The following is a 20,431-nucleotide window of genomic DNA, read 5'->3' on the forward strand; positions in this document are numbered from 1 at the left end:
GATCGAGGGATCCGGGGCGCAGCGGCGCCCCGGACCCTCTCGGCCTGCTCCGCCGGTCCGGGACGGAGCAGGGGTCTCTCAGGTCACCCGCAGCGTTGACCGTTGAGGGTGAAGGCGGTCGGCGTCGGGTTGGTGCCGCTCCATGTGCCGTTGAAGCCAATGCTGGTGGACGCGCCGCGGCTGAGTCTGCCGTTCCAGCTCATGCTGTCCGCGGTGACGCTCGTTCCGTTCTGTTTCCAGGTGGCCGACCAGCCCTGGCCGACCTTCTGGCCGGCGGTGGGGAAGTCGAAGGCGAGCTTCCAGCCGTCGATCGCGGTGGTGCCGGTGTTCTTGATCGTCACGGTCGCGGTGAAGCCGCCCGGCCAACTGTTCGTCGTGTAGGCGACCGTGCAGCCGAGGGCCGGGGCGGTGGGCGCGGTCCGCACGGTCAGGCCGGGCGAGGCCGCCGAGACGTTGCCCGCCGCGTCGCGGGCGGTCACCACGAAGGTGTACGGGGTGTCCGGCGTCAACCCGGTCACGGTGTGCGTGGTGCCGGTGGCGCTGCCCACCTTCACGGTGCCGGTGGTGTCGACCCGGTGCACGTCGTAGCCGGTGACGGCGGTGTCGTCGGTGGACGGCGTCCAGGCCAGCGCGACGCTGTCGCCGGTGATCGTGCCGGCGGTCGGCTTACCCGGGGCGGTCGGCGCTTGGGTGTCGCCGGGCGTGGTGCCGCGCGGCAGCACCAGGTGGGTGATCGAGTTGGCCGGGAAGGTGGCCGTGAGGCCGCCGGCGGTCACCGGCTGGTCGGCCTCCCGGACGACGCCGGCGAGGTCCGCCCCGCTGTAACGGTAGACCTGGGCGGTGCTGGCTGAGGCGCCGGTGAGAGCGACCGGGCTGGTCAGGTCGTCGCCGGTCTTGTTGACCACGACCAGGGTGAGGGCCTTGTCGGCGCTGCGCTCGGCGGCGTACACGGCGAGCCTGCCCTGGTCGGCGCTGGTCGCCTTGACGGAGGTCTCGCCGAACGCGCCGCCCTTGCCGTCGTAGTTGCGGTAGATGCGGAAGGCGTTGGCCACCGGCTGGTCGGCCGCGGGTGCGGTCCAGAGGGTGGCCAGGTCGAGCCCTTCGCGGCCGAAGATGCCGAGTACGTCAGCCTGGGCGAGCGCGCCGTTGAGCGACCCGTGGCCGCCCCAGTTGTACTCGGTCATCGCGATCTTGGTGCCCGGGTAGTGCTGGTCGACCAGCTCGCGCAGGCGCGGGATGAATCGGACCGGGCTGTTGATCCAGCTCTCGTCCACGTAGGTCGGGTCCCAGAGCTGGCGGGTCGAGCGCAGTCGCAGCGCCTGGGTGGCGGCGTCGCCGGCCGCGTCGCCGAACACGCCGGACTGCTGCGGGTAGAGGTGGACGTCGAAGTAGTCGAGGATGCGGGTGCCGTGCTGCTGCTCGTACTCGCGCATCCGGTCCAGGTACCACGGGCCGAGGTCCTGGCCGCCGTGCGCGGCCTTGTCCGGCGGGTTCGACCAGCAGCCGGTGCGCGAGCAGGTGTCCTGGTCGAGACCCGAATAGAAGATCGAGTTCAGGCCCCAGCCGACGGGACCGAGCGTCTTCGCGCCGGGGTCGGCAGCCTTGATCGCGGCGGCGTACTCGTAGGTGCGGTCGCGTAGTTCGTCGTAGCCCAGCCCGGTCGGGCGGACGTCGCGGTGGGTGGCGTGCCACAGGTCCGGCTCGTTGTCCAGGTTGTAGAACTGGACCCCGCCGTTCGCGGCGGTGCCAAACTGCCCCTTGAGGTGGTTGACGAAGTCCGCGACGTACTCCGGACCGACGGCGACGCTGGTGTCCTGCGGATCGTTGCCGGTGATCAGCGACCCGTCCGGCCTCTTGCCGTTGCCGCAGTCCGGTGCCCAGGGGTCGGTGGACTCCTGCGGGCCGTACCTGGCGACGCTGAAGCCACACGCCCGCGACCGGTCCTTGGCGACCCAGCCGAGCATCGGCACTGTCATGACCGTGGCGGCGCCGGTGGCCTTGTTCTGCCGCACGAACCGGTCGGAGTCCGAGCCCTCGGGGAGGTCGGCCGGGCTCGGGTTGTCGTTGGGGATGTTCTCGAAGTACCAGTCCGACGCTCGGTTGGTGGTGTCGGCACGGAAGTTGTAGCGGGTGGTGGCGTTGCCGCCGTAGCGGTGCACCGGCAGCCGCAGGTCGCGGGCCAGGGCCTCGTCGGCGAAGTTCATGCCGTAGACGTACGGGCTGATCTGGTGCCGGGCGGCGGTGGCGTCGACGGCCAGGGCCGGGCCGGCTGCGGCCAGGGCGGGCTCCGGCAGGGCCAGACCGCCGAGGGCCGTGGCGAGCACGACCGGGAGCAGAGCGGTGGTGGGACGCACGAGCATTCCTTCCGGATAGAAGCCTGACGATGGGAGCGCTTCCACACCATTGCGCTTTCCTGGCTACGAGTCAACGCCGGAAGGCTCCTCGCCGTCCTGGCCCGTATCCACGAGCGCGTGCCGTCCCACCGACCCGGCGCCGTAGCGGGCCGCCGCGACGTGTAGCGCGCGGGCAGCAAGCGCGAAGTCGCGCCGAGCCGGCCGACCTGGAAATGTCTGCATAGCCGCTGATTCCGATATCGGCCCCTATGACGCAGCGCGGCAGCGGGACGCCTGCTAAGGAGAGACTCGATGGAGATTACGCAAGCGCCGCCCAGGGACGAGCTCGTTCGTCGCGCCTCTGAGCTTGTCCCGCTGCTGCGGGAGAAGGCTCTCTGGATGGAGGAGAACCGGCGGATCCATGACGATGTGATTGAGGCGATCACCGACGCGGGCCTCCTGAAGATGCGGGTGCCGGTGCGCTACGGCGGTTACGAGTCCGACATGGGCACGGTCGTGGACGTCCTGGCCGAGCTCGGGCGCGGCGACGGCTCGACCGCGTGGACGGTCGCGGTGTGGTCGATCAGCACCTGGATGACGGGACTCTTCCCGGACGAGGTGCAGGACGAGGTGTTCGGGACTCCGGACGTGCGCATCAGCGGGATCCTCAGCCCCGGGGCGGTGGCCGTCCCGACCGACGGTGGTTTCGTCATCAACGGCCGGTGGTCGTTCAACACCGGGGCGCAGCAAAGTACGTGGAACACCAACGCCGCGGTCACGCCGACCGGGGACGGCGGTTTCGCACCGGTCATGGTGGCCGTACCGATCAGTGACCTGCAGATCGTCGACGACTGGCACACGTCGGGGCTGCGGGGCTCGGGCAGCATCACGACGATCGCCGAGGACGTGTTCATCCCGGCGCAGCGGGTGCTGCAGATGGGGCCGGTGCTCCAGGGTCAGCACCAGTCCAAGCGGAACGCGGACGCGACCATCTACAAGGCTCCGTTCATGCCGACGGCCTGCGCGACCATCAGCGCGCCGGCGCTCGGCCTGGCCCTGGCGGCGAAGGACGCCTTCCTGGAGCGGCTGCCCGGCCGGAAGATCACCTACACCAGCTACGAGAACCAGGCCGAGGCGCCCGTCACCCACCTGGAGATCGCCGAGGCGATCACCAACATCGACGAGGTCGGCTTCCACGCCCACCGGGCGGCGAACATGATCGACGCCAAGGGTCAGGCGGGTGAGGCCTGGTCGCTCGAGGAGCGGGCTCGCGTCCGGCTCGACCTGGGCGCCGTGTGCCAGCGGGCCAAGGAGGCGGTCGACATCCTGCACGGCGCGAGCGGCGGCTCGTCCATCCACCGGGACGTGCCGATCCAGCGGATCCAGCGGGACGTGCAGGCGCTCAACCTGCACGCCATCCTGCACCCGAAGACGAACCTCGAGCTGTACGGCCGGATCGTCTGCGGACTGGACTCCAACACGCCGTTCATCTGACCGGCGCGTTCACCAGGGCCCGCACAGGGTGGCCGGTGACCGCAACCAGTAGCACCGCTGCCCGTCGTGGCTGACGGGCATCGGTGCCTGGTCACACCGCTCCGGAGTGCCGTCCGCAGCTCACCCCCTGGGACCTGCGGTGCAATGGTGGCCAGCGGACGGCCTCCGGAGGTGTTACCCGGCTCGGCCAGCCAGAGAGCGTCTCCGGGACGTGGGTCCGACGGTGGCTGGTCGACGATCCGGTGTCCCAGGTGTGCTCGCCCCGCCGCTGGGATCCGGCTGAGGACTTCATTCATCAGGAACGGCCGGCTCAACCGGCCGGCCATCTCGGAAAGGCGTCGTCGTGATGCTGGCATCAGTGTGTCCCGCAGCCGGTCAGACCTGGGAGTTGACCGAGGTTCCCAAGCCCGTGCCGGGTCCCGGCGAAGTGCTCATCCGCGTGCACGCGAGCGGTCTGTGCCGCAATGACGTGTGGCTCACCGACGGTACGTATCCGTTTCCGCCGATCGAACCGGCCATCGTCGGGCATGAGCCTGCCGGTGAGGTCGCCGAGGTCGGTCTCGGGGTGACCGCGCGCAAGGTCGGTGACCGGGTCGGCGCCACCTGGATCCAGAGCGGCTGCGGCTCGTGCGATCACTGCCGGCTCAACCTCCCGGTCACCGGCATCACCGGCATGAACTGCGACAACCCGGAGATGACCGGGCTGACCAGGGCCGGTGGCCACGCCGAATATCTGGTGGTACCCGCGTCCTCCACGGTGCTGCTGCCGGATGAGCTGCCGTACGAGATGGCCGCGCCGCTGCTGTGCGCCGGGTACACCTCGTGGTCGGCGTTGCGGGCCGCGAATCCACAGCCACACGAACGGGTCGCCGTGCTCGGCATCGGCGGCCTCGGCCACCTGGCCTTGCAGTTCAGCAAGGCATGCGGCTTCGAGACCGTGGCGGTGACCCGCACGCCGGACAAGCACGAGGTCGCCCGCGAGCTTGGTGCCGACCACGTGGTTTCCGACGGGGAGGCTCTCGCGGGGATCGGCGGCGCGGACGTCGTCGTCGTCGCAGGCACCTCGTACGAGGCCGCCGCCGAATGCCTTGCGGGCCTTCGCGTCAATGGCCGCATGGTGCTCGCGACCATTGACCCGTCGGGTTCCTTCACCATCGACCCGTCGCGGCAGTTCTTCGCCATGGGTCAGTCGATCCTCGGTGCCACCCACAACGGCCTTCCCTATCTCGTCGAAGCCCTCGACCTGGCAGCTCGCGGGGCCGTCACCCCGCACATCGAGGTCTTTGCCAAGGAGGAGATCGCCGAGGCGGTCGACCGAGTGGCCGCTGGAGAGGTTCGTTTCCGCGCCGTCGTCACCTACTGAGCGGACATCCGTTCAACGCGCGGCGACCACTCTGGTGGTCGATTGGACTTTTCCGGTACAAGGCTGGGCTTAGAGCAGCGAGGACGGCGTTATGCAGATCGAAACCCCTCCGATTGTCATCGACACGTCCGGTGCCGATATTCACCGGGAGAATGCGAAGATTCGCGAGCGTGGGCCAGTCACCCAGGTCGAGCTGCCCAACGGCGTACGGGCGTGGTCGATCACCGGCTACGAAGCCGGTAAGCAAGTGCTGAGCGACCCGCGGATGTCCAAGGATGGGCATCAGCACTGGACCGCGTTCGTCGACGGCGAGGTCGACCCGAGCTTCCCGCTCATCGACTGGGCGCTCATGGACAACATGAACACAACGTACGGACACGCGCACAGCAAGATGCGTGCGCTGGTGGCAAGGAGATTCACGCCGCAACGGATCAAGGCGATGCGGCCGACGATCGACGCGGCTGTCGCGGGCCTTCTGGCAGGTCTTTCCACCAGCCAGACGGGCTCGATCGTGGACCTCAAGGCGAGGTACGCGTACCCGCTGGCCGCCCACGTGATATTTGATGTCCTCGGTATCGCCGATGCGGCCCGGGGGACCATTCTCGGCGATGGCGAGGCGCAGGTCGACACAACCAAGACCGGTGAAGAGATAGCGGCGAGCGTCGACCGGGGTCTGAGGGAGATGGCCGATCTGGTCGAGGCGAAGCGCGGAGACCCGGCGGACGATCTCATGAGTGATCTGCTCGCCGCCCAGGAGAAGGACGGCTCGGGGCTGCGCGACGCCGAGATTGTCGGCACATTGTCGTTCCTGCTGGGGACCGGCACCGAAACCGTCACCAACCTGGTGATCAACTCGATCCTCGCCCTGCTCACCCATCCTGACCAGCTCGAGCTGATCAGGTCCGGGGATGCCTCGTGGCAGGACGCGATCGAGGAGACGCTTCGCGTCGAGGCTCCGGTGGCACATCTGCCGTTCCGCTTTCCCACCGAGGATGTCCAGCTCGGCGACGTGACGATAGGCGCGGGCGAGCCGGTCCTCATGAATTTCGCCGCCATTGGACGTGATCCCGCCATCCACGGCGCGAGCGCCAACTCCTACGACATCACCCGGTCGCGCAAGGATCATCTGTCCTTCGGTCACGGCGGGTACAGCTGCATCGGCAAGGCCCTGGGCCGGCTGGAGGCCGAGATCGCGGTCCCTGCGCTGTTCGCCCACTTCCCCGACCTGGCCCTCGCGGTTCCGGCGTCGGAGATCAAGCCGCAGAGCACATTCATCATGAACGGTCGGGACGAGTTGCCAGTCCTGCTGTCCCCGGCCGCTGCCGAGTCAGCGTGACGTGCGGCTGCGGGGCGGATGGTGTGGGACGACGCGCCTGCTCCTGAGCACGCTGCTCGGCCGCTAACGCACGGCGCGTCAGCGGACCCCTGTGTTGTGGATGTCGTCGAGCGTCCCGACGAGGCGTCGCCTGTCCTGCTCGGACTGGCGGGCCATCGTCGGGAAACTCGTCACGCTCGCATGGTAATGGCCCACCGGACCCGTCCTCGACGTGCGAATGCAGGCGGCGAGCGCCGCCGACTACCGGTTCTGGCACTCCGGCCACCGTCCTGGTACCCGGGCGGCGGCCGGATCCAGTTACGCCGCCGCGACGCGTAGCACGAGGGGATGCCCCCGCCGGGGCTCGCGGGTCAGTGTTCAACGAATGGTGTTGCTGGCGGTCACCTCGCCCCCGTACCGTCTCGGCTCATGTTCACACCCCGTGACGTCTAGCGGTCACGCTTCGACACGCGGGTGGAGTCTGTCCGCTCTTCGGCGGTTTCTGGTGCTCCTCGCCCTCCACTGCGACGCCCCCGGCCTCGCGGTGCCTGCGTGTCTGTCAGCCCGTGACGGCGCGCCGGACAGGCGCACTCATCGACCGGAGTTCAGAATGGACAGCGCCACGTCGACGCTGCCTGAGCCCCTGTGGCGCCGGCACGACTTCCGACTGTTGCTCGGGGGACGGCTGGTTTCACAGCTGGGTGACTCGCTTCAGTTCCTCGCTCTGCCTCTTCTGGTCATTGCCCTGACCGGGTCCTCGACGCAGGCCGGCATCCTGCTCGGTCTGCAAACTGTGGTCCACCTCGCCTTCGGGCTGCTCGCGGGCGCTCTGGTCGACCGTTGGGATCGCAAGGCAACGATGATCTGGTGCGAGATCGGTCGCGGGTCACTCACCGCCACCATCCCTGTCGCCGCCATGGTCGGAACGCTGGGGATGCCGCAGCTTTATGCCGTCGCGGTGCTCAACGGCGTGCTCAGTACCCTGTTCGGGGCGGCGAACAGTTCGGCGTTACCGAACATCGTCCCCAGCCGCGACCTTCCCGCCGCGCTGGGGACGCTCGGCGCGATGTCCAACGCACTCCGCATCGCCGGCGCGGCTGTGGCGGGCACCACCTACGCCGTGAGCCGAATGCTCCCGTTCGCGTTCAACGTCGTCTCGTTCCTGGCGTCGGCAGCGTCCCTGCGGGCCATCCGCACAGACTTCCAGCAGGTACGGGTCGCGGCGCCCGGCTCGCCACGTGCACTGTTGACCGACATCGGTCGCGGTCTGGCCTGGCTGTGGCACAAACCGGTAATCCGGACGCTGGCTCTGCTCGATGCGGCAGACGGCCTGCGGTACGGCGCCGGCTATCTGCTGATCATCATTCTGGCCCAGGAGCTACACGCGAACCCCACCCAGGTCGGCACGGTATTCGCCAGCGCTGGTGTCGGCGCACTGCTCGGCAGCCTCATAGCGCCCGCGCTCGCTCGCCGATTCCCGCTCGGGGTGCTCTCGATGACGATGCTGTGGGCAGAAGCGTTGGCCTTTCCGTTCTACGCCGTGGCGCCGACATGGTGGCTGCTGTCGCTGGTGGCCTTCGCGGAGTCGGTGGTCTCGCCGGTCTACAACGTCGCCCTCGATTCCTACCGGCTCGCCGTCACCCCCGATGCTCTGCGCGGTCGAGTCACCAGCGCGGTCGAAGCCCTCACCACCGGAGGCGCAGCGATAGGCACCATGGCCAGCGGCACATTGATAGCTCTGCTCGGAACGACGACGCTGACGCTCATCCTGGCCGGATGGCTCACACTCCTCGCCCTCGCCGCGACGCTGAGCACAACCGTCCGTACAGCCCGAGCGACCGAGTGACGCCACGATCCCCGTGACCCATTCGTCGTCACGGGAAACCGACCACCCATCAAGCGGGGCTCTGTCCGAGCGCCAACTGTTCCCGGGTGTGGCCGTCGAAGGCGTCGACGTCGCCGGCCCCGCCGGGTATCGGGCGGTGACGGCACCCGGTCGCACCCGGCCGTGCTGAGTCGCCACCGACGCCGGCTGCGACACGTGCTCGGCGGTGCCGGGCGCCGAGGGCTCCCGAATCGCGCTCAGATTCAGCGGAGAGCGGCCGGCCAGGTCGGCGTCGGATGAGGCCGAGCTGGGGCGTGTGCCCACTACCCCCCGCTGCGGGACTGCCCGCCTTTCTCGTCCCGCCAGCCGTCTGCTTGGGGATGGTAGCCGTAAGCGGCAGCCCGGACCGTCTCCTCGTTCTCCAGCCCGGAGCCAATCGCGCCGCCGACGGTGGCAAGCGAGCTGGTGATCCAGGCGAGCGTCAGATAATCGCTGACATTGACCGGCCGCTGCAGGATCTGTTCCAGCACGGATGTGTCGATCAGCAGCGCCCCGACGAGCACCGTTCCCACGAACAGCACCACGTAGGACACCGACGTGGCCAGAGTGAGGGTGAGGATCGTACCCAGGTTGAACAACCGTGCCAGCTCGGTCGGTGTCTCGCGGCTCGGTTTCTCCCACAGGCCGTGCGCGACGATCAGCCAGGCCACCAACGCCGTCAGCCCGAGCACCATGATCACAGCGAGCCGGAGTCCGCCGAGCGCATCGCCCATCTGCCAGATGGTGTCCGTGGTGAGCGCAAACGCAGCAGTGCCGAACGCGCCGACCAGCAGCTTGGACAGGCCCAGCAGGGCACGCCCCGGGCGATTGGCTCGGACCATGCCGGCCAACAGCCGCACCCGGCCGACCAGCCCCGAGGCGACGTAGCCCAGTTCCCCGTCGGCCTCGCCGACCACCCGGTGGATGGCGGGAACACGCCTGGTGATCTCGGCCGGTGCCCAGCCGGCCGGCGGCACACGCCTGTCGGAAGCGTCGGTGAGCAGTCGGCTCACCAGATCCGGAACGGCCGCGCGGGTCGCTCGCAGCTGAGGCAGCCCCAGCGCGGGCAGGGACACCATCGCCACTGCGCGCCGAGCCGAGGTCTGCGCGACCAGCGGCACCCGGTCGGCGTGCAGCGGTAGGTCGGTCAGACAGATCGCGATGTCCCACCGGTCGTCGGCGCGCCGTTGGGCAAGATCCTCGAGCAGCGCCTCAACGCCACCGTCACGGCGCGGCGCCACCTCACCCCAGCCTTCCCGGATGGTCCACCGCACGTCCGCGTCCACCCGCTCGGCCAGCCGGCCGGCCAGTTCGGCGGTGAGCCGAGCGGCCACCCGGGCCGGGTGGTCCGGCGGTGTCGCCACCAGTCCGACGACGATCTCCGGGCGGTCCTGTTCGCTGTGGGTCATCGATGCTCCTCGCCAGTTGCCGGGCTCGACCGCTGATGACGAACAAATCGAGGCGTCACGCGCCGTCGCGGAAGCCCCACGCCGGCTGAGGTAGAGGCAGAGTCAGCCTGCCGAGAGGAGGACTGGACGACCAGCCCGTACAGGGCCACCGCGACGCCCTCGTCGTACCGCGCGCCGCCCCCGCAGCGTAAGAGACCGCCCCGACCGGTGTAGCGGATTCATGGAAGGCGCTCTTGTGTCTCAGTCGGTTCACCGAGACGTAGAGCTACGACCTGGCCGCCGCGCCCCCGGTCGCGGAGTACCTAACCGCTGGACAGCATCGCTGTCAGCGCGACGACCTGTTCCTCGGTGACCAGCGGTGGGTGGGAACTGGCTGAAGATGTGCCGGGTCGGAATGTACGGCGAGCGCGGACACGCCCGGGTCGCTGCCCGGACGCAGCCGCGGATGATGTCGTAGAACCGCTCCCCGAAGATCGTCAGGACGACGACCGGCGTCGTGACGATCGTCGGGGACACAATGACGATAAGGAGAAGCCGTTGCGATGAACGCCAACGCCAATGAGGCTCACTGACCTGCCGAAGCAGTGGGTCGGTGGGTGAGCGCTGCCGCCGACTCCACGCGAGACCCTGCTCGCGGAACACCTCGAACCGCCCAGTCGGGTTTCGACCACACAGATGACAGGTGTGGGGCCGGGAACAAGCACGGGAGCGGGGATGCTGGAACTGTGGTGATCGACAGCGGCCTGCGCGTCTCCCTGTTGGACCGATCCCGGACCCGCGCCGGCGAGGCCGAGTTCGAGGCGCTCAGGGGCACTGTCGCGCGCGCCGTCCGGGCCGAACGACTCGGGTACGGCCGCTTCTGGGTCGCCGAACATCACGGCGTCCCCGGGATCGCGGGCGCGGCCCCGGCGGTGCTGCTGGCCGCCGTCGCCGGTGCGACGTCCACCATCCGGATCGGCTCGGCCGGGGTGATGCTGCCCCACCACCAGCCGCTCGTGGTAGCCGAGCAGTTCGCGACGTTGTCCGCTTTCGCAGCGGGCCGGGTCGACCTGGGACTGGGCCGCTCGCCGGGCTTCACCGCGCCCGTGCGCCGTGCGCTGCGGCAGACCGACAGCGACTTCGCCGCCGACCTGGTCGAGCTGCGCCACTTTCTCACCGGGACAGCGGAGATCACCATGCACCCGCAGCCGCGGGGACCATTGCCGCTGTACGCGCTGGCCACCGGAAGCGGCCTGCGGATCGCGGCCGAGCTCGGCCTGCCGGTGATCGTGGGTGGCCCTCTCCTGGGAGTCGGCGGCGACCCGGCGCCCGGGCTGGCGGCACTGGCCGGGTACCGGCGCACCTTCCAGCCCTCGCCACAGCAACCGGAGCCGTGGGTGGCGGTCAGCCTCGACGTGCTGATCGCCGACACCGCCGCGGAGGCCGCCGACCTGCTGCTGCCTGAAGCGTGGGCGATGGCTCAAGGCCAGACCACCGGGGTCTTCCCGCCGTTGGAACCGGTGGAGGCGGTGCGGTCAGCTCACCGTACTTCGCGCCAGCAGCAGTATCTTGAGCAGACCGCTGCGGCGGCGATCGCCGGTTCGCCGGCCCAGGTGGAACGCGAGCTCGCCGAGTTGCTCGACCGCACCGGGGCCGCGGAGCTCGTCGCCGCTGGCAGCACCTTCGACCGGGCCGCCCTGGCCACGTCGGATGCCGAGCTGGCCGCATTGTTCGGTTAGCCGCAGGCTGTCAGCCGACCCGGGCCATCAGGCGGCTGTTGTGCGCGGCGTGCCCGAAGCCCGGGGTGCGATGGGCTCCGTTGGCGATGTCGCGCGCGAGGCTGGCGTACACCTCGCCCACGGTGATGGACGCGCCGGTCCAGATCTCCGCGGCGGTCGGGCCGGTGCCGCTGGCGATCGGGCGGTCGGGTACGGCGAAGTCGACGCTCGACGACAGCGTGAGGTCACCGACCTGAACCCCCGTCGGGTGGTTGCCGGTCAGCCGTCCGAGCCGCGGACATCCAGGCTGGAGCCGGCGTCCCTGGGGGCACGCCGGCCAGGATCTGCACACCCACGGTGGCCCCCGACGAGGTCTTGACGATGGCGCCGAGGTGGTCCGATCGTGGATGAGTTCGAGCGGGTCGGCGTACCAGCGCTCGGCGCCGAAGGCCGCCGCAGCCTCGCGAGCGCTCTGCTCGTGACGTGTGGCTACGGCGGCCAGGACGAACTGCGGCTGTGCCGCGAACGCTGGAATGTGTGCCGCCCCGGCCCAACTGGCCTTGGTGTCCGCGCCGATGATGCCGACTCGAATCATCTTGCTCCGCATGGTGTGCCGCTCCTTTCATTGACCTGCGACCGCGGCGTGGCCGCTGCGTACGTCTGCTCTGGTCAACCGTCGATGGGCGAGATGCCCTCGCCCTGCGCGGGGAGCCAGGCCAGTGCGATCTGCGCGGGCGTGGCGCCTTCGGCCGTTCGGCGTACTAGCCCCTGGGAAGCACGGTGATGGCCACGATGGCGCTGTTGACGACAGTGGCCGTCACGGTGCGCGTCACGGCCGCCGCTGCGGCGTCGGCACCCCAGTCGCCCCGCTCGAGTTCCTTGGCTCGGCTGATCACCGATGACGTCCACGGGATCTCGCGGTGGAACTGCGGGAGCGTTCCGCTCGCCGAGAGCAGCGCCGCGAGCGCCGCGACACGGACTTGCGGCTCGGCACCGTCCACGAGGACCTGCCGAACGTCGGCGAGCAGGCGAGCCCGTCGCTCGGTTCTGCCGTCGCGCAGAGCCGTCGTCCGGAACAGGCCGAGCACCTTACGGGGCTCCTGGTCGATGTCGCCGCGCGCGACGAGTCGCTCCAACACCGGCTTGCGCAGGGCGGGACCGATCGCCGCCAGTGCCATCTGCACCCCCCTCGGTTTCCCGGCGAGGTAGTCCCACGCCGGGCGCAGGAGGTCGTCCGACGGTGGGTGACCCGCCACGCTGCTGACCCGCCCCCGAGCCACCGTGGTCAGGTGGTCGCCGAGGGCGAGGTCCGCGAGGACCGCTCCGCCGAGGACATAGAAGAGGGTGTTCTCACCCGCGATGGTCCCGGACCTGGGTTGGAAGAGAAGCAGGAGGAGATCTTCGGCCAGGGTCGGGGCGTCCGACCGGGGGTCGGGGGTCATCGGCGGGGCTCCCAACGGAAGAGTCGGGTGGCGAGGGCGACGGCGACGACGACCCAGCCGAGCGTGGGCGCGAGCAGCAGCAGGGAGTCGGTGACGGCGACGCCGCCGTTCCAGGCGTTCATGGTCAGTTCGGTGGTCGCGCCGCCGGGCAGCAGCCGCTTGAGCCAGGCGAGGTTCTCGGTGCCGGAAATGCCCACCCAGCTGGCCATCGCGATCACACCGAGGGTAACGGGCAGGGTGGTGACCTGGGCATGTTCGGGGGAGTTGGTCAGCCCGGCCGTGGCCAGCGCCAAGCCGATCATCATGGCCACAGTCGCGAGGACCGCCACCATCAGCAGGGCGACGTTGGCCGGTCCGCCGGCGACCACGGCCAGTGCAGTCAGGATCGCGGTCACCTGCACCAGGGTGAGGAGGAGCGCGGGCAGCAGTAGGCCGGCGAGGATGCCGGCGTCGCCTTCGGCGGTGGAGCGCAGTCGCTTGAGGAAGAGATTCTGGCGCCGGGAGGCCAGGGTGGTGACGGCCGTGGCGTAGAGCCCGAACGCGGCCACGGTGAACATCACGATCGCGGCGATGTAGCCGAGGCTCCCGATGGCGGCGTAGGTCTCGTGCTGACGAACGAAGAACGCGGAGACCGCGGCCGGGATGATGAGGCTGGTGATCAGCACCAGCCGGTTACGGAAAATCTGGATCAGTTCGCTGGACGCGATGGACAACACGGTGACGCACCTCTCGGAAGAACGAATCAACTGTTGATGGCGCGGAAGACGTCGTCGAGCCGGGTCGGTCCCGCCGCCAGGTCCCGCAGCTCCACGGCGTGGTCCTGGGCCCAGCCGAGCAGAAGGTGCAGGTCCTTCTGCAGCTCGAAGGTCTCGACCATGACCGTGCCGTCGGCGGCGACGTCGGCCCGCACCGGCAACATCGGCGCCGGCACCGGGACGGAGAAGCGGATGACCGCGGGCAGGGTGCGGGTCAGCTCGGAGACGGTGCCCTCCCGGTGGAAGGCGCCCTCGTGCATCAGCCCGATCCGGTCCGCGCGTTGTTGCGCCTCCTCCAGGTAGTGCGTGGTGAGCACGATGGTCGCTCCGTTCTCCCGCAGTCGGTCGACCGTCGTCCAGACGGCATCGCGGGACTGGATGTCGAGGCCGGTGGTCGGCTCGTCCAGGAAGATCAGCTCCGGGGTGCCGTAGACCGCGGTGGCGAAGTCCAGCCGCCGTTTCTCCCCGCCGGACAGCTGCGACACCTTGCGGCCGGCTCGGCCGGTGAGGTCGACCAGGTCGAGCACCCGGTCGACGTTGTCGGTGCGTCGGGTGAGTCGGCCGACCAGGCCGACGGACTCACGGACGGTGAGGTCCGGGGAGAATCCGCTCTCCTGGAGCATGACGCCCATCCGGGGACGTACCGCTCGGCGCTCGGCGGGGCTGTGCCCGAAGACGCGTACCGTGCCCGAGGTCGGCCTCCGGTGTCCCTCGACGACTTCCAGGGTCGTGGTCTTCCCGGCCCCGTTGGTGCCCAGCAGCGCGTACAGCTCTCCGGGCCGGACCTCGAAGGAGAGGTCCTTCACGGCGTGGAAATCGCCGTAGGTGAGGTTCAGCCGTTCGACTTCGATGACAGGTGTGGTGGACATGCACCCATGACAGCGCGGGCGCGGCCGACCCGTCAGTGACACCACGTCACCACCGCATGTGACGTGGTGTCACTGGTCGCGGCCCCTGGCTGCCGGATACTGGTGTGGTGACCGCGAGATCGCCGCGCTTCACCGAGTCGACGCAGGGAAGACTGCGCCGGCTCAACCTCGCCACGTCACTACCGCCTGTGGTGTTCGCCGCGGTGGTCCTGCTCTACACCGACGCGCGTACCTGGTGGCACGTCGTCGTGTTGGCGCCGGGGGCCGTGGCGGGCGTGGTGGCCTTCGAACGGTGGACGGCCAACGACCTCGCCCGGGTCGCGCTGCCCTGCCTGGTCGTGGCGGCGGCGGTCTGGCCGCTCGGGGTCCTGGTGATCGGCAGCCCCAACGCCTACTGGGGTTTCTGCGCCGTGGGCTCGCTTGCCCTGCGCGAGGTGCGACGGCACCGGAAGCTGGCGATGGCCGGGCTGTTCACCTACGTCGCGGCCGTCGGCGCGGCGCGGCTGCTGGTGCAGCGGGACGACATCGGTCACGTCCTGGTCACCTACGTGCTCATCCCGACCGCCCTCACCGTCGTCGTGACGATCTTCACCGTGGTGGGCGAGCGGTTCTACGACCTCATCCGAGAGCTCGAACAGACCCGGGAACGTGCGGCGGAGCTGGCCGTGGTCCGGGAGCGCGTGCGGTTCGCCAGCGACCTGCACGACATCCAGGGCCACACCCTGCACGTGGTCAAGCTGAAGATCGCCCTGGCCCAGCGACTGCTCCTTCGTGACACCGCTCGGGCGGACATGGAGCTGCGGGAGACGTACGCGCTGGTCAGCGACACCATCGCGCAGACCAAAGAACTCGCCTACGCGCAACGTCGGCTCAACCTCACCGCGGAGATCGAGAACGCGAAGAACCTGTTCGAGGCCGCCGGAATCCGGGTCCGGGTGACCCGGGAGGCCGAGGTAGACGCCCGCGCCAGCGAACTGCTCGGCCAGGTGCTGCGCGAGACGACCACCAACATCCTGCGGCACGCCCAGGCCACCCAGGTGCAGATCACGCTCGCCACGTCGGGCATCACCATCGTCAACGACGGCGCGACCGCCACCGCGCCCCCCGAGCTCAGGGGACTGGCGGCACTCAGGCAACGGATCGCGGGCGACGGAGGTGAGCTGACCGTGGAACAGAAGGACGAGCGCTTCCTGACCGCAGCGGTCTTCCCACCCACTCGGGCCGACGCGGTCCCGACGGTCATGGGGAGGGACGGCCAGTGACCACCATCGTGCTCGCCGACGACGAGGCGCTGCTGCGCACGGCCCTGGCCGCGCTGCTGCCCCTGGAGGGTGACATCACTGTACTTGCCGAGGCGCAGGACGGCCGGACGGCGATCGCCGCCACCCTGCGACACAAGCCCGACGTGCTGGTCATCGACCTGGAGATGCCGGGCGTGGACGGCCTGGGCGCGGTCGCTGAGATCCGCCGCGAGCGCCCGGAGCAGGTGATCCTCATGCTGACCCGGCACGCACGCCCCGGCGTGCTGCGCAAGGCGTTGCGGCTCGGCGTCCAGGGCTTCGTCAGCAAGTCCGCCGAGCCGGCCCACATCACCTTCGTCATCGCCACCCTGCACGCCGGGAAACGCTGGATCGACCCGGAGGTGTCCGCGCTCGCCGTCACCGAGGACTGCCCCCTCACCGACCGTGAAGCCGACGTCCTGAGGGTCACCAGCGAGGGCTATTCGGTCGCCGACATCGCCGCTCGGCTCCACCTCGCCCCGGGTACCGTTCGCAACTACCTCTCCAACGCGATGCGCAAGACCCAGACCCGGACCCGCCACGAAGCGGCCCGCTACGCCCGCGAACACGACTGGCTGTAACGGCGGCGCCGTCGTCGGCGCGGCGGACCACGTCCCCACCGCCGTCGCGGACGTGGTGGTCTTCGACCGCATGCGGGATCGCTGCGAGCGTCGAAACTGGTCGACCGGCGCTGAAGCGCTGGCGCGCGACTACGGCACCAACGAGGAGTGATCATGGTTCTGGCGACACAACGACTGCTGGCCGCAGCGACGGCGGTGTCGCTGGCCGCGTGCGGCCCCGTGGACGCCGCAGAGCAGCCGGCGGGGGACCGCGAGGTGAGGGTGACCGCGTCCACCGTCGCGGACCGCGACCGCGAGTTCCGGCTGTTGCAGGAGAGGTTCGACGCGCGGCTGGGAATCTACGCGATCGACACCGGCACGGGTCGCACGGTGCGGTACCGGGCCGACGAGCGGTTCGGGTACTGCTCGACGTTCAAGGCGTTGGCCGCCGCCGAGGTCCTCGACGGGACCACCGACGCCGAGCTGGACCGGGTGGTGCGGTACTCGGCGGACGACCTGGTGACCTACTCGCCGATCACGGAGCGGCACGTCGCGGACGGCATGACGCTGCGCGCGATCGCCGACGCGGCCGTACGGTACAGCGACAACACCGCCGGCAACCTGCTCCTGCGCCAGCTCGGCGGGCCGCAGCGGTTCGAGAAGGAACTGCGGGGAGTCGGCGACAGCGTCACCGATCCGGCGCGCTACGAGACCGAGCTCAACGAGGCGAGGCCGGGTGACCGGAGGGACACCAGCACCGCGCGGGCACTGGCCCAGGATCTGCGGGCGTACGTCGTCGGCGACGCCCTCGAACCGGCGGACCGCGACGTGCTCACCGGTTGGCTGCGGGGCAACACCACCGGCGGCGAGCTGATCCGCGCCGGTGTGCCGGACGGCTGGGTCGTGGGGGACAAGACCGGCGCCGGCGGCTACGGCACCCGCAACGACATCGCGGTGATCTGGCCGCCGGATCGTGCGCCGATCGTCCTCGCGGTGCTGTCCAGCCGCGACGAGAAGGACGCCAGCTACGACAACGCGCTGATCGCCCAGGCGGCCGAGGTCGTGATCGCCGCATTGTGAAGCAGTACGCGGTGGCTGAACTCCTGACCGACCCGGACTGGCCGCAGACCACCGTGAAGACGCGGCACGAGCAGCGCGACAGCATCAATCCGCCGGTCTACGAGACCCTGGCGGCGGCGATGCACCGCAAGCCCACAGGTCGGCTGCCCACCCGCACCGGCGGACCTCGCCGGCCCGGTCATCGCCGAAATCGAGGCTGCACCGCCGGCTCGGCGGCACCTGCGCGCAACCAATGGTCCGGGCGGGCCCAGCGTGACGCCGAGCCCGCCCGATGTCAGTTCGGCCGCGGATGTCAGGTGCCTAGGATCTCGCCCCGCCGCTCATGGATCTGCACGCCTCCGAGCAGCTTGTTCGTCGGGTCGGTCATGATCATCAAGCGAGGGCGGCGAGTCTGAACTGCTGGTTGGTTTGTCCGTGGCAGTCGTAGAGCTGGATCTGGGCTCCGTTGGCGGTGCTCCAGGCGTCGAGGCACCGTCCGGACTGGACGCTGCTGATGGTGCCGTTGGAGTTGACGTTCCACTGCTGGTTGGTCTGGCTGTGGCAGCTGTAGATCTGCACTGCGGCGCCGTTGCCGGTGCCTGCCGCGTCGAGGCACATGGTGCCGTACACCTGCAGTTGCTTGGTCGAGGTGTAGGTCCAGGCCTGGTTGGTCTGCCTGTTGCAGTCGTAGAGCTGGACCCGGGTGCCGTTGGTGGTCGAGGCGTTGGGTACGTCGACGCACCGGCCCGACTGGGTGCCGACGATCTGGCTCGCAGAGCCGGGTGGCGGCGTGGTCTGGGTCGGCGTCGGGGTCGGCGTCGGCGTGCCGGTCGGCGGAGTGGTCGGTGTCGTCGGCAGCAACGGACACGTGCTGCGGTAGGTGACGACGCCGCTGTTGTCGAGCAGCGGGCAGAGGAACTGGCTGTACCGGGCGTCGTCGTCGATGAACATCTTGACGAACGGCAGCATCGTCCGGACCATCACCGGGTTCGACCGTCCGACCATGAACCCGTGATCCGCGCCGGCGACCTCCAGGTAGACGCTCTCCGTCGTGGCCGGGAGGCTGTTGTACAGGCCGGTGGCGTAGGACGGGGTGACCACCGTGTCCGCCTGGCCGGAGAAGATCATCGTGGGCACCCGGTCGTTGGCCAGATTCGAGGACGGCGAGTACGGGGCGATGCCGACCACTGCCTTCAACGACGGACGCCGGATGGCCGCGCTCAACGCGCCACCGCCGCCCATGGAGTGACCGGCGACCGCCAACCGGTTGGGGTCGACCCGGTCGCGTACCGGGCTCTGCTGCGTCAGGTAGTCCAGCGCGGCGAGCAACTGGGTGCCCCGGGCCGTGTCGAAGTCGTTGCGGCTGTTGGTCTCGATGCCGATCACGACGAAACCGTGGGAGGCCAGCCACGGCCCCATCCAGGCCAGTTCGGCGGAGAACAACGCGGTGTAACCCGGCGAGATCGCGATGGCCCCGAAGGTGCCCTGGCTGGTGTCGGTCGGGTAGTAGATCCTGCCGCCGTTGAAGCCGTACCCGGTCGGGACGCTGACCGACGTGTTGGCGAAGGGGCCGTTCACGGCTGTGACGCTGGTCCGGGTGGGGTCCGGGCCGCGTTGGTACGGGTTGTCGGCGGCCGACGCCGACCCGGTCGCCACGGTGATGGTGAACAACCCGACTGCGACTGCGATCCCGGCTGCGGCAAGCGTGAACAGCCTGCCTCGAAAGCCGGGCGACACTCGGTCGGCACGGGTGTTTCCCGCGGGTGGGGGGTGGTCTGCGGGTCCTCGCACTGTAGGTACCTCCTGGTGGTGGGAGAGCGAGGGGCGGGCGGGCTCGTCCTGTGTCGAGCCTGCCCGCCCCCGGTGATGTCCGATCGTCAGCGTTGCAGCGTCAGCAGGCCCGGCCGGTACGGCAGGAGGCCGTAATCGCCGCCGGAGCTGGGAGAACGCCCCTGGTAGAGCAGTTGGAGGTTGCAGGCGTCAACGGTCATGGTCTGATCGGCGTTGCTGCGGATCAGTTCGCCGTGGCTGATGTCGTTGGTCCAGGTGGCACCGCTGTTGGCCTTGCCGGCGAACGGGTTGCTCTCGGACGTGGCCTGCGGCGTCCACGTACCACCCAGGCTGGTGGCGGTGAACGATCGGAAGTAGCGCCCGTTCGCGCCGATCGCCTCGACGAGCATGAGGTACTTGTTCTGGCCCTGGAGCTTGTAGACCTGGACACCCTCGAACAGGTTGTTCGTGGAGTCGGTCATGATCGTCGTGTAGTTCGACCCGAAGCTGCCCGGGAAGTTCCCGATGGGCATGCTGGCCCGGTAGATCCTGCCGTTGTCCCCGGCGAAGAACAGGTACATGTTCTGGTCGTCACCGATGACCGCCTGGTCGATCGGGCCGGTCGAGGAGTTGGAGATGCTTCCGGTGAACAGCGTCTGCGCCGACGACCAGCTGTTCACGTTTGTCGGGTCGGACGACGTCCGGTACGAGAAGGCCGGCCCACCCCACTGGTAGGCCAACACCCAGACGTTGCGCGGCGCGAAGTAGAACAACGACGGCGCCACCGCCGCGAACGGCATCTGGTTCTGCGACGCGGACCCCATCTGGTTCCAGTTCGAGAAGAGACCGAAGTTCATCGAGCCCCACGTCGTGCCCGTGTCGTGCGTCGTCGCATAGACCAACTGCTGGCCGTTGTACGGCGCGTGGGTGAAGTCCTTCAGCGACACCCAGCCGGACCTCGGCTGCGCCAGCGCGCCCGTCGACGACCACCGGTACGAGGAGGGAAGGTCACACGTACCGCCGGTCGGCGGCGGCGTCGTCGGGGTCGGCGTCGGCGTCGGCGTTGAGGTGGGACCGCCGAGGGCGGCGAGCCGGAACTGCTGGTTGGTTTGTCCGTGGCAGTCGTAGAGCTGGATCTGGGCTCCGTTGGCGGTGCTCCAGGCGTCGAGGCACCGTCCGGACTGGACGCTGCTGATGGTGCCGTTGGAGTTGACGTTCCAC

At 69.5% G+C, this 20,431-nt stretch carries 17 protein-coding genes; 9 read left to right on the forward strand and 8 right to left on the reverse strand.

The genetic code is table 11. The annotated features are described in order from the left end of the window. Window positions 1-83 precede the first annotated feature (83 nt). Window positions 84-2,354: a glycoside hydrolase family 44 protein gene (locus FHG89_RS14770; protein WP_139584950.1), complete on the reverse strand. Its 2,271-nt coding sequence runs from the start codon at window positions 2,352-2,354 to the stop codon at window positions 84-86. 291 nt (window positions 2,355-2,645) lie between these two features. On the opposite strand from FHG89_RS14770, the gene FHG89_RS14775 reads away from it, so the two are divergent. The 4 genes from FHG89_RS14775 (at window position 2,646) to FHG89_RS14790 (ending at window position 8,351) form a co-directional block, all read left to right on the forward strand. After that, a complete protein-coding gene (locus FHG89_RS14775; RefSeq protein WP_139584951.1) occupies window positions 2,646-3,827 on the forward strand; it encodes an acyl-CoA dehydrogenase family protein in 1,182 nt (393 codons plus the stop codon). Window positions 3,828-4,173: 346 nt separating this feature from the next. Next, the gene (locus tag FHG89_RS14780; protein WP_139584978.1) at window positions 4,174-5,190 is read left to right on the forward strand and encodes an alcohol dehydrogenase catalytic domain-containing protein; all 1,017 of its coding nucleotides are present in this window, start codon (window positions 4,174-4,176) and stop codon (window positions 5,188-5,190) included. 91 nt (window positions 5,191-5,281) lie between these two features. After that, window positions 5,282-6,526 (forward strand): cytochrome P450 family protein, encoded by a 1,245-nt coding sequence (locus FHG89_RS14785; RefSeq protein ID WP_139584952.1) that lies wholly within the window; start codon window positions 5,282-5,284, stop codon window positions 6,524-6,526. A 589-nt stretch (window positions 6,527-7,115) separates the two neighbouring features. Continuing rightward, window positions 7,116-8,351, forward strand: a complete 1,236-nt coding sequence (locus tag FHG89_RS14790; protein ID WP_167517427.1) for an MFS transporter — start codon at window positions 7,116-7,118, stop codon at window positions 8,349-8,351. Between the two features lie 302 nt (window positions 8,352-8,653). Here the strand turns inward: FHG89_RS14790 and FHG89_RS14795 are convergent, their stop codons facing one another. Beyond that, on the reverse strand, window positions 8,654-9,778 hold the full coding sequence (locus FHG89_RS14795) for a hypothetical protein (RefSeq protein WP_139584954.1): 1,125 nt from the start codon (window positions 9,776-9,778) through the stop codon (window positions 8,654-8,656). 725 nt (window positions 9,779-10,503) lie between these two features. Between FHG89_RS14795 and FHG89_RS14800 the strand changes: the two genes are divergently transcribed. Continuing rightward, window positions 10,504-11,496, forward strand: coding sequence for an MsnO8 family LLM class oxidoreductase (locus FHG89_RS14800; protein WP_244295449.1), 993 nt, complete (start codon window positions 10,504-10,506; stop codon window positions 11,494-11,496). Window positions 11,497-11,506: 10 nt separating this feature from the next. On the opposite strand, the gene FHG89_RS14805 is transcribed toward FHG89_RS14800, so the two are convergent. The 4 genes from FHG89_RS14805 to FHG89_RS14820 form a co-directional block, all read right to left on the reverse strand. Beyond that, window positions 11,507-12,082, reverse strand: a complete 576-nt coding sequence (locus FHG89_RS14805; RefSeq protein WP_139584955.1) for a hypothetical protein — start codon at window positions 12,080-12,082, stop codon at window positions 11,507-11,509. A 154-nt stretch (window positions 12,083-12,236) separates the two neighbouring features. After that, window positions 12,237-12,917, reverse strand: a complete 681-nt coding sequence (locus FHG89_RS14810) for a GOLPH3/VPS74 family protein (RefSeq protein WP_139584956.1) — start codon at window positions 12,915-12,917, stop codon at window positions 12,237-12,239. Then, window positions 12,914-13,633 (reverse strand): ABC transporter permease, encoded by a 720-nt coding sequence (locus FHG89_RS14815; RefSeq protein ID WP_139584957.1) that lies wholly within the window; start codon window positions 13,631-13,633, stop codon window positions 12,914-12,916. The genes FHG89_RS14810 and FHG89_RS14815 overlap by 4 nt, the downstream gene beginning before the upstream one ends. 26 nt (window positions 13,634-13,659) lie before the next feature. Continuing rightward, window positions 13,660-14,541, reverse strand: coding sequence for an ABC transporter ATP-binding protein (locus FHG89_RS14820; RefSeq protein WP_139584958.1), 882 nt, complete (start codon window positions 14,539-14,541; stop codon window positions 13,660-13,662). A gap of 107 nt (window positions 14,542-14,648) precedes the next feature. Here FHG89_RS14820 and FHG89_RS14825 point away from each other — a divergent pair, with 107 nt between their 5' ends. From FHG89_RS14825 to FHG89_RS14840, 4 genes are all read left to right on the forward strand, one after another. Next, window positions 14,649-15,803 carry a sensor histidine kinase gene (locus tag FHG89_RS14825; RefSeq protein ID WP_139584959.1) on the forward strand — a complete coding sequence of 385 codons (1,155 nt, stop codon included), beginning with the start codon at window positions 14,649-14,651 and terminating at the stop codon, window positions 15,801-15,803. Continuing rightward, the gene (locus FHG89_RS14830; RefSeq protein WP_139584960.1) at window positions 15,800-16,402 is read left to right on the forward strand and encodes a response regulator transcription factor; all 603 of its coding nucleotides are present in this window, start codon (window positions 15,800-15,802) and stop codon (window positions 16,400-16,402) included. The genes FHG89_RS14825 and FHG89_RS14830 overlap by 4 nt, the downstream gene beginning before the upstream one ends. Window positions 16,403-16,552: 150 nt before the next feature. Next, on the forward strand, window positions 16,553-17,461 hold the full coding sequence (gene bla / locus FHG89_RS14835) for a class A beta-lactamase (protein ID WP_425280176.1): 909 nt from the start codon (window positions 16,553-16,555) through the stop codon (window positions 17,459-17,461). Window positions 17,462-17,472: 11 nt separating this feature from the next. After that, window positions 17,473-17,856: a hypothetical protein gene (locus FHG89_RS14840; protein ID WP_139584962.1), complete on the forward strand. Its 384-nt coding sequence runs from the start codon at window positions 17,473-17,475 to the stop codon at window positions 17,854-17,856. Here FHG89_RS14840 and FHG89_RS14845 read toward each other — a convergent pair. Further along, on the reverse strand, window positions 17,834-19,231 hold the full coding sequence (locus FHG89_RS14845; protein ID WP_139584963.1) for a poly(ethylene terephthalate) hydrolase family protein: 1,398 nt from the start codon (window positions 19,229-19,231) through the stop codon (window positions 17,834-17,836). The genes FHG89_RS14840 and FHG89_RS14845 overlap by 23 nt on opposite strands. 86 nt (window positions 19,232-19,317) lie before the next feature. Then, on the reverse strand, window positions 19,318-20,431 hold a 1,114-nt coding region (locus FHG89_RS14850), incomplete at its 5' end, for a non-reducing end alpha-L-arabinofuranosidase family hydrolase (RefSeq protein ID WP_208760969.1).

The organism is Micromonospora orduensis (assembly GCF_006228125.1).
GTDB classification, from domain to species: domain Bacteria; phylum Actinomycetota; class Actinomycetes; order Mycobacteriales; family Micromonosporaceae; genus Micromonospora; species Micromonospora orduensis.